11 protein-coding genes are annotated in these 11,109 nt (G+C 37.2%); 9 read left to right on the top strand and 2 right to left on the bottom strand.

Annotated features, from left to right (window positions below; all coding sequences use genetic code 11):
- Window positions 1–753: 753 nt before the first annotated feature.
- Window positions 754–1,452, bottom strand: a complete 699-nt coding sequence (locus tag R8749_RS10720) for a response regulator transcription factor (protein ID WP_317696728.1) — start codon at window positions 1,450–1,452, stop codon at window positions 754–756.
- An 85-nt stretch (window positions 1,453–1,537) separates the two neighbouring features.
- On the opposite strand from R8749_RS10720, the gene R8749_RS10715 reads away from it, so the two are divergent.
- The 8 genes from R8749_RS10715 (at window position 1,538) to R8749_RS10680 (ending at window position 8,609) form a co-directional block, all read left to right on the top strand.
- Entirely contained in the window at window positions 1,538–2,143 is a 606-nt protein-coding gene (locus tag R8749_RS10715; protein WP_317696726.1) for a histidine phosphatase family protein, read from the top strand.
- A gap of 237 nt (window positions 2,144–2,380) precedes the next feature.
- Complete coding sequence (gene rpmH / locus R8749_RS10710) at window positions 2,381–2,521, top strand: 50S ribosomal protein L34 (RefSeq protein ID WP_317696724.1); 141 nt, start codon at window positions 2,381–2,383, stop codon at window positions 2,519–2,521.
- A 55-nt stretch (window positions 2,522–2,576) separates the two neighbouring features.
- Entirely contained in the window at window positions 2,577–2,942 is a 366-nt protein-coding gene (rnpA, locus tag R8749_RS10705) for a ribonuclease P protein component (RefSeq protein WP_317696722.1), read from the top strand.
- Window positions 2,942–3,808, top strand: coding sequence for a membrane protein insertase YidC (gene yidC / locus R8749_RS10700; RefSeq protein WP_317696720.1), 867 nt, complete (start codon window positions 2,942–2,944; stop codon window positions 3,806–3,808). Before rnpA ends, yidC begins: the two co-directional genes overlap by 1 nt.
- Window positions 3,809–3,841: 33 nt before the next feature.
- The gene (locus R8749_RS10695; RefSeq protein WP_317696719.1) at window positions 3,842–4,543 is read left to right on the top strand and encodes a Jag N-terminal domain-containing protein; all 702 of its coding nucleotides are present in this window, start codon (window positions 3,842–3,844) and stop codon (window positions 4,541–4,543) included.
- A gap of 107 nt (window positions 4,544–4,650) precedes the next feature.
- Window positions 4,651–6,018, top strand: a complete 1,368-nt coding sequence (gene mnmE / locus R8749_RS10690) for a tRNA uridine-5-carboxymethylaminomethyl(34) synthesis GTPase MnmE (RefSeq protein ID WP_317696716.1) — start codon at window positions 4,651–4,653, stop codon at window positions 6,016–6,018.
- Window positions 6,019–7,902 carry a tRNA uridine-5-carboxymethylaminomethyl(34) synthesis enzyme MnmG gene (gene mnmG, locus R8749_RS10685; RefSeq protein WP_317696713.1) on the top strand — a complete coding sequence of 628 codons (1,884 nt, stop codon included), beginning with the start codon at window positions 6,019–6,021 and terminating at the stop codon, window positions 7,900–7,902.
- Window positions 7,903–7,904: 2 nt separating this feature from the next.
- On the top strand, window positions 7,905–8,609 hold the full coding sequence (locus tag R8749_RS10680; protein WP_317696711.1) for a DUF1003 domain-containing protein: 705 nt from the start codon (window positions 7,905–7,907) through the stop codon (window positions 8,607–8,609).
- Window positions 8,610–8,710: 101 nt separating this feature from the next.
- Here R8749_RS10680 and R8749_RS10675 read toward each other — a convergent pair whose 3' ends face one another.
- Window positions 8,711–9,640 (bottom strand): alpha/beta hydrolase, encoded by a 930-nt coding sequence (locus R8749_RS10675; protein WP_317696709.1) that lies wholly within the window; start codon window positions 9,638–9,640, stop codon window positions 8,711–8,713.
- Window positions 9,641–9,746: 106 nt separating this feature from the next.
- On the opposite strand from R8749_RS10675, the gene R8749_RS10670 reads away from it, so the two are divergent.
- A complete protein-coding gene (locus tag R8749_RS10670; RefSeq protein ID WP_317696707.1) occupies window positions 9,747–11,087 on the top strand; it encodes a replication-associated recombination protein A in 1,341 nt (446 codons plus the stop codon).
- Window positions 11,088–11,109 lie beyond the last annotated feature (22 nt).

The raw sequence follows: 11,109 nt of genomic DNA, 5'->3' as shown, positions 1-11,109 counted from the left end.
AAATCTACCCCTAATTTTAATGTGGATCAAAAAGCTGATTAGGATTGCTTACTAAAAAGCTACTAGAATCATTTTAATGTCCTGATATTTAAAGTCAAAAGAACATTAGTGCGAAACTTATCCACAGTAGCCTGTGGATATTCCTCAGAAAACCACAAGTTAAACAGAAAAGTTATCCACAAGCTCTCGAAAATTGTGAATGTTACAATTTTATTTCAATTATCAACAGGTTAAAAATTATAAATAAACCCTTGATTTATCAAGGGTTTATCAGATTTTTAAAAACTTTTTTCAACAGGTGGAAAACTTTTATCCACTCATGTGCAAATGTGGATAAATGTGGAAAACTTTGGGAATAACTTTGAAAAGTCGCGGGATTTCTAATTTTTTATGCACAGCTTTTCCACAGGGAAAAAGGTGAATTCTCGTTTTAAGTTGTGGATAACTAAAAAATCCTGCTGAAATTTTACTCAGCAGGATTTTGAATAAACAAAAAACCGATACGACGATTGCATCGGTTTTCAATTAGGGGAGAAATTATGAAAAATTCATGTAGTAGTTAGCTAAATTTCAACTAATCTTTGCTACATTATTACAGTGTAGCTGTTATTCATGAAGAAATTTATCCTATTTTTACTAAACTTTTTCGATTAAATGAACAAGTTTAGCCATAGAAAGTTTCTTACAACTAATCGTTGCTACAGTTATGTATTGTATACTACATCTACTAATAACACAACCTTTTATGAAAAATTATCCAGATATTTTGTACCCGACACCCCAAACAGTTTCAATGATTTTTTTGTTGCCGGTTTGCGCTTCAATTTTGTCTCGCAAATGAGACACATGAACCATAACAGTCTTCGGAGACAGCACCGTATCTTCTTTCCAGACCCGTTTGAAAATTTCCTCGGCTGAAAAAACACGATTTAAATTAGAAGCTAAAAGATACAAAATATCAAATTCCATGGCAGTTAAAGCAATTGATTTACCCTCAGGTGTTTTAACCGTATGTGAATCATAATTAATAATCAGTGAACCAATATCAATGACGTCAGGCTGTTCTTCGGTGACTTGATTTTCTGAACGCCGAATTAAAGATTTCACCCGCGCCATTACTTCTAAAGGATTAAAGGGTTTTGAAACGTAATCGTCAGCTCCAATGATTAAACCTTTAATTTTATCACGGTCAGCCGAACGGGCAGATACGACGAGGATCGGAATATTGCTGTCCTTACGGATTTGATGGATTACCTCCGTACCATCAACTTCCGGGAGCATCATATCAAGAATCATGAGGCTCGCTTCGGGATTTGTCTTCACTTTGTCAATTGCGTCTTGTCCATTTGAAACTGGAATAGTCGCATATCCTTCACGTTTGGCGTATATTTGTAATAGTTCCAGAATTTCTGGATCATCGTCAACGATGATTAAAGTTTGTTTTTCACTCATAATATAACTAACTATACAAAATTTTAATCCAAAAAAAAAGCGTTGACGTTATAATTAAGATATTTGTAAATTTTGAGGAAATAAGATGACAGAATTTTATTTTGTACGTCATGGTCAAACCTTTGCTAATGCTAAAGGTTTAAAACAAGGCACCATCGATGATGAAGAAACACATTTAAACGCAATTGGCCGCCAGCAGGTAAGAGAAGTTAGAGAACAATTTGATTTTTCTTTTGCCAATCGTTTTATTATCAGTCCCTTAACAAGAACCCGCCAGACAGCTGATATTTTAAATGTTGAGCTGCAGCTGCCGGTTGCAACAGACGAGCGGCTCTTAGAAATTTCTTACGGTTCTTGGGATGGGAAAAATAATAATGAGCTTCGTGCTCAATATCCCGATGTTTTCAATCCAGAGTTTAATGATGTAACTCCTGACTATGTGAAATATGCGACAGACGGTGAAACATTCGATTCAGTTATAAAAAGAGTCGGTGAGTTTATGGCTGATATTTCTTCTAAAGATCCAGATGATAAAATTATTGTTGTGACTCACGGATTTACAATTAAAGCAGCAGCAATTAATGCTTTAAATTTAAAAGATCCGATGGTGATCCCAGAGCCCGATAATCTTAGCGTGACCTTGATTAAAGTTATTAATCAGCATGCCTATCTTTACTATTATAATCGATGAAAAATTATCGGCGCTCTTCCACTTCTTGGATTGTTTTATTTTTACTTTTAATGGTGGGAATTGGTTTTTTTAGACCAAAACAAAGACTCGCCCAAGTATTAATAATGGGGGTTATGATCCTAATTCTAGGTGGGATTATTTATCGACTTTTAAAAGAAAAATAGGATAGTTATTGCGAATACACCATAAAAAGTGTAAAATCAAGTATTATTGTGAGTCTAATTAGGAGGTATAGAAATGACAACTAAAAGAACTTATCAGCCAAAGAAGAAGCACCGTGCTCGCGTTCATGGATTTATGAAGAGAATGCATACCGCAAACGGTCGTAAAGTTTTAGCACGTCGGCGCGCAAAGGGCCGTAAAGCTTTGGCAGCATAATGAAGCCACTGGATTGCAGTGGTTTTTTTAATCAGAAAGACGACTATTCGCAACAATGGCATTAAAAAAATCATATCGTATAAAAAGAGAAAATGAATTTCAATTGGTTTATGCATCGCAGAATAGTGTCGCTAATCGTTATTTTGTCGTTTATCGGATTGTAAAAGAAGGTCAATCACATTTTCGGGCAGGAATCTCTGTTGGTAAGAAAATTTCGAAGCTTTCAGTAGATCGAAATCGGATTAAAAGATACATTACTCAGGCATTATTTAATCATAGAGATGAACTGCCCAAAGAGATAGATTTCATCATTATTGCTCGAAAAAAGACGATTGAGCTTGATTCGTTTGGAGTCGAAAAGAATTTAATCCATTGTTTGAATTTAGCTCACCTGATCAGTCAGCAAGAGGAGACTAGTTAATGTTACATGCGATCAACTATTTTTGGGAACGCCGGAAAAAATTATTAGTTCCGCTATTCTTAGTCGGAATGGTTATTTTTCTGACGGCTTGTTCAACGAAGCCAATTACTAGTTCCAGTACTAATTTTTGGGATCGCTATATTGTTTATAATTTTTCACTGTTAGTAGTTTGGCTGTCTAAATTATTTGGCGGCAACTACGGAGTCGGGATCATTGTCTTTACCGTTTTGATTAACCTTTTGGTTGCACCACTTAGAATTTGGCAGACGAAGATGACGAATAAGCAGATGGAACTGCAGCCGGAAATCGATGCTCTGAAGAAGAAATATCCGGGAACGGACACGGAGTCTCGTCAAGCACTCCAAGAAGAAACGCAGAAGATTTATTCAGCTCATAATATTAATCCGATGGCTGGTTGTCTTCCGTTAGTGGTTCAGCTTCCGTTTATCTATGCGCTGGCTCAGGCAATTTATCGAACGCCGACTCTGCAGCAGGGAACATTTCTTTGGATGAAGCTTTCTAAGCCTGATCCGTACTACATCTTACCAATTTTGGCAGCGGTATTTACCTTAATTACAACCTGGCTTTCATCTTATGCTCAGCCGACGATGAATACAACTAATAAAATGATGATGCTGGTCATGCCTTTGATCATCTTTTTCTCAGCGATGAATTTATCTTCAGCAATTTCAGTTTACTGGGTTGCCGGAAATCTCTTCATGGTCTTCCAGACGTTGATTTTCCAGAATCCGTTTAAGATTCGAAAAGCCCGTCGGGATAAAGAATTGAAGCGAAAGAGACTTGAACGGGAGTTAGAGAAAGCTAAACGCGGCAAGGGCAAGTATCGCCACGGAAAGAAGAAGTAAAACAAACTCGGATTAAACGGGGGAGGTTTTGTTTTGGAAAATAATATTTATCATGGAAAAGATATTGAGGATGCAATTTCAGCTGCCTGCAGCAAACTCGGAGTTGATCGAACGGAGATTCACGTTGAAGTTGTTGATCCGGGTAAACGCGGCTTCTTAGGTTTCGGGCGCAAAGAAGCGACCATTAAGGTCAGCTTTTTAAAAGATTTAGTTGCTTCGATTGAAGATCCCGATCAGATTGATGATGAATTAACTAAACGTCCTTTTACTGAACAAGATGAGAAATCTGTTCAAGTCATTAAAAAGATGCTTGAAGACTTATTTGAAGAAGCGGGAATTATCGCAAGTGTTTCTTTTAGAGTTGAAGATGATCAGATCGTTTTTAAAATCGATAGTGAGGACTATAAGGGTCTAATTATTGGCAAAAAAGGAAAGACGATTAATTCTCTGCAGTCGATTGCGCAGACAATTTACTTTCATAATGCCGAGAATCGCTACTATATCGTTTTAGATATTGATGATTACCGCAGCGTTAGAGATGCTCAGATTATGACTTGGCTGGATCAGGCAATTAATTCAGTGCGGACGAGCGGGAAAAGCTATCGTTTTTCGCCGATGATTGCGGTTGAACGCAAGGTAATTATTAAGCGGCTCAGTCATTTAGATGATATTAGTTTTCGGGTGCGGGGAACTTTTCCGCGCAAATATATAGAAATTTCAAAGCGAGCCGCCTAGGCGGTTGACAATTAACAATTAATCAGTAACATATTTACTTAAGTAGTCAAAGTGCTTATCGATACACCACCAGTGTGCGTTGAGCGCTTTTTTTGTTGAGGTAAAAAATGAATTTTATGAATGATACAATTGCTGCAATCTCTACTCCTACCGGCCTAGGGGCAATTTCGATTGTCCGCTTATCAGGGGATAACGCGATCGAGGCAGTAATGGAACACTTTAAGGGGACCGATTTAAATCAGGTTCCGACTCATACCATTAATTATGGTCATATCTGTGATGCAGATGAGGTCATAGATGAGGTAATGGTTACAATTATGCGGGCTCCTAAAACATACACGAAAGAAGATATCGTGGAGATTAATTGTCACGGTGGTCCTTACGTAACACAAAAAGTTTTGAGTACAATTTTAGGCAGTAAAGTTCGCATGGCAGAACCCGGTGAGTTTACAAAAAGAGCATTTTTAAACGGACGGATCGACTTAACGGAAGCCGAAGCAGTGATGGATTTAATCAATTCGAAAACTACGCTGCAGGAAAATGCAGCCGTTGAAATGGTAGATGGGGCTTTTTCCCGAATGATTAAAGATCTGCGGGAACAAATGATCCAGGTGATCGCAAATGCTGAGGTAAACATCGATTATCCCGAATACGATGAAGAAGAGCTGACGCGCCAGAAAATGCAAAAAACAACCGAATCGGTTTTAAATCAGCTGCAGGAAGTAATTGATTACAGCGAGCACGGACAGGTTTTGAAATCTGGGATTAAGACGGCAATTATTGGAGCTCCTAATGTGGGTAAATCAAGCCTGCTTAATATGTTGTACCGAGGGAACCGCGCGATTGTGACTTCAATTCCGGGCACTACCCGCGATACTTTAGAAGAAGAGATCACAATCGGACAGTTAGTCCTTGATCTAATTGACACTGCAGGGATTCACCACACTGATGATTTAATTGAAAAGCTAGGCATTGAGAAGAGCCATCAGATGATCACCCGCGCCGATTTAGTTCTCTTGGTACTCGATGGTTCAAGACAATTGTCGGCTGAAGAAGTGCAGCTGATTAATGATACCAAGGATAAGCAGAGGATCGTCATTATCAATAAAACCGATCTCCCGCAAAAGATTGACCTAAGTCAGACGAATTTAGCACAAGAAGAAATTTTAAAAATTTCAGCTTTAAACGGGATTGGTTTTAAAGAACTCAAAGAACAGATTGAATCGATGTTTTTAGCCGGCATTGAAAATTCCAACGGTGAAGTATTACTTGCAAACGCTCGGCAGTTAGGTCTTTTAAATAAGACCCAGGAAGCATTACAGAGTGTATTAACAGGATTAGCCGATGATGTGCCACTTGATTTGGTTCTGATTGATTTTAACGAAGCATGGAAAAGTTTAGGTGAAATCATTGGGGAAAATGCACCCGATGAGTTAGTTAATGAATTATTTAGTAGATTTTGTTTAGGTAAATAGATGGAAAATATAAATAGCGATTTTCAAACAATCGTCGTCGGAGCAGGTCATGCCGGATGCGAGGCAGCTTTAGCAAGTGCCCGGATGGGTGTCAAGACGATGCTTTTAACAATTAATCTGGATATGGTGGCTTTTATGCCATGCAATCCTTCAATTGGAGGTCCCGCTAAAGGTACGGTAGTGCGGGAAATTGATGCATTGGGCGGAGAGATGGGGAAAACCATTGATAAGACCTATATCCAAATGCGAATGTTAAACGTGGGAAAAGGACCGGCAGTTAGAGCGCTTAGAGCACAAGCTGATAAAGAACTTTACCATCAGCAGATGAAAGAAACCTTAGAGAATACACCAAATTTGATTTTAAAGCAGGGGATGGCGGATCAGCTTATAGTTGAAGACAATGTCTGTAAAGGCATTGTTACGAGTACTGGCGTTAAGTACTATGCAAATGCAGTAATTTTGGCATGTGGAACGGCTGCCCGCGGTGAAATTTATATTGGTGAATTAAAGTACTCTTCGGGACCAAATAATTCAATTCCTTCAATTAAGTTAATGGAGTATCTAGAAGAGCTTGGTTTTGAAATGAAGAGGTTTAAAACGGGTACGCCGCCACGAGTCAATGCGAAGACGGTTAACTTTTCTGAAACGACTGAACAAAAAGGTGATGAGAAACCTAATCATTTTAGTTATACGACGCCGGATGCGATGTATCTGCAGAATCAAATCTCCTGCTGGATGACTTACACGAATAATACAACTCATGATATTATAAGACGCAATCTTGATCGTTCACCGATTTATTCTGGTACTATTTCGGGAGTTGGGCCACGTTATTGTCCATCGATTGAAACTAAGGTTGTTCGTTTTGCAGATAAGGATCGCCACCAACTTTTTATCGAACCTGAGGGTCGACATAATAACGAATATTATGTTGGTGACTTTTCAACATCAATGCCAGAAGATATTCAATTAAAAATGCTGCACTCAGTTAAGGGGTTAGAAAAAGCTCAAATGCTGCGACCGGGTTATGCAATTGAATATGATGTCATTGACCCTTGGCAGTTAAAGCACACCTTAGAAACAAAGCTGATTAAGAACTTGTATAGTGCCGGTCAAACTAATGGAACTTCGGGTTACGAGGAAGCAGCGGGTCAAGGTTTAATTGCGGGAATTAATGCTGCACTTTCTATTCAAGGTAAAAAACCATTTACTTTGTTGCGATCTGAAGCCTACATTGGAGTTTTAATTGATGATTTAGTTACCAAAGGAACTAATGAGCCTTATCGACTTTTAACTTCAAGAGCCGAGTATCGGCTGATTTTGCGTCATGATAATGCAGATTTACGATTAACACCTTATGGCTATCAATTAGGGCTCATTGATGAAGAACGTTATGAAATATTTAAGGACCATGAAAATCGAATCAACAAGGAAATAAATCGGTTAAAGGAAAACTATATTAATCCAAATCCTGAAATCAATGAATACTTAAAGAAGAAAGGTTTTTCCGATTTAACTGATCGAATTTCTGCCTTTAATTTATTAAAAAGGCAGCATACGAAGTACGCAGATTTAGCTCAATTTATTGGTGAATCACCGAATGAGATAACTGATAAAGAGATTGAGCAAATTGAGATTCAAGCGAAGTACGATGGGTATATTAAGAAAGAAGATGTCCTAATTAGTCGCTTAAAACGGATGGAAAATAAAAAAATCCCTGGTAATATTAATTACGAGGATTTATCTGGGTTAGCAACAGAAGCAAAGCAAAAGTTAGAGAAAGTAAGACCTACAACCTTAGCACAAGCTCAAAGAATTAGTGGGGTTAATCCTGCTGACTTAGCAATTTTATCAGTCTATGTTTCAAAGGGAAGGAAAGAATAATTATGGAAAAAATGGAAGTTTGTCTCGTTGACGGAAGTCGGCATCAATACGATCGAGGCTCTTATTTTTGGAACGTTAGGTCGGGAGTGCAGAACAGAATTAGACGAGATTATCCGAAAGTGCGAAATAACGATTTTATCTGCTATGAACATTTACTTCCATATCAAATTGAGACAATTCAAGCAATGATGAATGCTGATGAGAAACAAATGAATAAGATCAATCGCAAGCTTACCCGAACGATGGAAGACCAGGATTACCAAGTTACAGATGTTAATGAAACCCTTAAAGAAACTCAAACTTTTGGTCAGAAAATTGCTGATCAAGTGGCGGAAGTTGCTGGTAGTTGGGGGTTTATTATTTTTTATCTAGTGGTTTTATTTGCGTGGATTAGTATCAATGGGCTTCACTTATTTGGGATTAGTTTTGATCCATATCCATTTATTTTGCTTAACTTATTTCTTAGCTGTGTAGCAGCTCTGCAGGCACCAGTCATTATGATGAGTCAAAACCGAGCAGCATATCGCGATCGAATGAGCTCAGAAAATGATTATCACATTAATTTAAAAACCGAAGAAGAATTAAGAATTCTTCATGCGAAGATTGATCATTTAATGCAGCACCAATTTGAGCATAATATTGAAGTTCAAACGATGATTTTTGAGATTTTATCAGAGATGAGAATCTCAGCAAATGAAAAAAAGTGATTATTTCCTGGGAAATATTCAACCGTTTTCATAGTCGCACCAATAAGATAATATAAAATAATTATATAAGTTATAAAATAAAATGTTTCATGTGAAACATTTCAATTCATTGTTGATTTTATAAAATCAGCTACTTGTTTGTGATACTCTCTTGGATCGATACAAAAGGCCATCGTATGACCTGCATTTGGAACGATCCATATTTTTTTCTTACCGGGTATTGCATTATAATTTTTATAAGCCATATAAGTAGGAACATACTCGTCTTTTGCTCCGTGAATAATAAAAATTGGTAATGTTGACTTTTTAAGTTGTTTAACGCTATTTACAACATCAAAAGAAAATCCATTTTTTATTTTGTTAATTGAACTCATAATTTTTAAAATTGGTTTTACGGGTAACTTAGTTTGTTTATGAGCAAGATATTCAAATTCTTCATTAAGAGAAGAGTAACCACAATCGGCAATAATTCCTTTAACCTGAGTAGGCAACTTTTCACCTGCAAGCATTAAAACATTTGCACCACCCATTGATACTCCTAAGACATAAATTTGTGATTTAGGTCCAATTCGATGAAGGACCATATTAATCCAGGCTAGAAGGTCATAATGATCTAACCACCCAAAACTGATATAATTATCACAGCTATCTCCGTGACCTCGGCTATCGGGCATTAACACATTGAAGCCCATGTGATGAAACATGTGAGCTTGATTTGCCATAGTAATATTGTTTCCTTTGTAACCGTGTGAAATGATGACCGTGAATTTACTTGGGTTTTTGGCGGGAAGCCAGATAGCATTAAGCTTATGGTGATTAGTTTTTGATTTTAGTTGCCAATGTTCACGATTTGGTTGAGATTCAAGCCAGTCAAGATAATAGTAATAATCTTCAGCGTAACCAATAATATCTTTACCTGGTTCAGGAACAATGTCAGATCGTTTGAAAGCATAAGAATATAAAAGACGTGAAAGTAGATAAATAGAACTTGTCGTAATGATTGGAGCAGCTAATAGTAATTTTTTCTTCAAGTGTTGTTCTCCTTTTATTTAAATTAAAGAAAATCATATCTGATTTAAGGTAAAAAGTCTACGATGTTTCACGTGAAACATTTTGTAATTAATGAAAGATAATATAATGGAAGAAACTGGAAATTTATTTGCGCCAAAAGAACCTGAAGAGCCTCTAGCTGCAAGACTACGTCCAAGAAATTTTGATGAATTTGTTGGACAAGGAAACATTGTTTCCCAAGGAGCATTTGTTAGGAATTTAATTGAAAAGGACGAATTGACGTCGCTAATATTTTTTGGACCTGCTGGAACCGGGAAGACCACATTAGCTTCGATAATTGCTAGAATGACAAAAGCGAAATTTATAAGTATTTCAGCGGTCTCAAGTGGGTTGAAAGACCTAAAGGATATTGAAGAGAATGCCAAGAGGCTTAAGGCCGAAGGTAAGAAGACAATTCTTTTTATCGACGAAATCCATCGATTTAATAAAGCTCAACAAGACGCATTACTTCCTATTATAGAAGATGGAACAGTGATCTTAATTGGAGCGACGACTGAGAATCCATCTTTTGAATTAAATAGTGCACTTCTATCACGAAGTAAAGTTGTTGTATTTCAATTGTTAAATGATCAAGAGATAGAGACAATTTTAAAACGAGCCATTACAAGTTCTAGAGGGTATGGGGATCAAAACTTCACATTAACTGAAGATCAATTGAAACTTTTAGCAGGTGCTGCTAATGGTGATGCAAGAACCGCCCTTAATCTGATCGAAATGATATACATTAACGCAGAAAGAGTCGATGATAAGGTAGTTGTTAGTGACGATCTTTTTAACCAAATTATTAGTGGACGCCAACTAAGATATGATAAAGGTGGAGAAGAGTTCTACAATTTGATTTCAGCTTTACATAAGTCCATGCGTAATAGTGATGATGACTCAGCTCTTTACTGGCTTGCTCGATTACTTGAAGGTGGAGCTGATCCCTTGTATGTTGGTAGAAGAATTGTTAGATTTGCTTCAGAAGACATTGGTTTAGCGGATAGCAATGCCTTAAATGTCGCAATTAATGCTTTTCAGGCTTGTAAATATATTGGAATGCCAGAGTGCAATGTACATTTAGCTCATGCAGTAGTCTACTGCAGTTTAAGTCCAAAGTCTAACGCAATCGAAACGGCTTATAACGAAGCTAAAAGTGATGCCTTAAATCACTTCAATGATCCGGTGCCTTTACAGATTAGAAATGCTCCAACTAAGCTGATGAAAGAAATGGATTATGGGAAAGGTTATAAGTATGCTCATAACTATAAAGATAAGCTGACCAACTTGGATACTTGGCCAGAAACATTAGAACGAAAAGAGTACTATCGACCAGATGGCGATAACCAAGAGAAGTATTTTAAAGAACGAAAAGAAATGATTAAAGAGTGGCATCGAAAACATGATGTTTCACGTGAAACAAAATAAAAACCCCTCAGGTTTTATACCT

The sequence above is a fragment of the Xylocopilactobacillus apis genome, assembly GCF_033095965.1.
GTDB lineage: Bacteria > Bacillota > Bacilli > Lactobacillales > Lactobacillaceae > Xylocopilactobacillus > Xylocopilactobacillus apis.
Note: the sequence above shows the minus strand (reverse complement) of the source record. Positions and strands in the feature narration are given on the sequence as shown.

Coding starts and splice junctions, on each gene's coding strand:
- R8749_RS10715 (WP_317696726.1), top strand. CDS start 1,538: ATGACAGAATTTTATTTTGTACGTCATGGTCAAACCTTTGCTAATGCT.
- R8749_RS10720 (WP_317696728.1), bottom strand. CDS start 1,452: ATGAGTGAAAAACAAACTTTAATCATCGTTGACGATGATCCAGAAATT.
- rpmH (WP_317696724.1), top strand. CDS start 2,381: ATGACAACTAAAAGAACTTATCAGCCAAAGAAGAAGCACCGTGCTCGC.
- mnmE (WP_317696716.1), top strand. CDS start 4,651: ATGAATTTTATGAATGATACAATTGCTGCAATCTCTACTCCTACCGGC.
- rnpA (WP_317696722.1), top strand. CDS start 2,577: ATGGCATTAAAAAAATCATATCGTATAAAAAGAGAAAATGAATTTCAA.
- R8749_RS10680 (WP_317696711.1), top strand. CDS start 7,905: ATGGAAAAAATGGAAGTTTGTCTCGTTGACGGAAGTCGGCATCAATAC.
- R8749_RS10670 (WP_317696707.1), top strand. CDS start 9,747: ATGGAAGAAACTGGAAATTTATTTGCGCCAAAAGAACCTGAAGAGCCT.
- mnmG (WP_317696713.1), top strand. CDS start 6,019: ATGGAAAATATAAATAGCGATTTTCAAACAATCGTCGTCGGAGCAGGT.
- yidC (WP_317696720.1), top strand. CDS start 2,942: ATGTTACATGCGATCAACTATTTTTGGGAACGCCGGAAAAAATTATTA.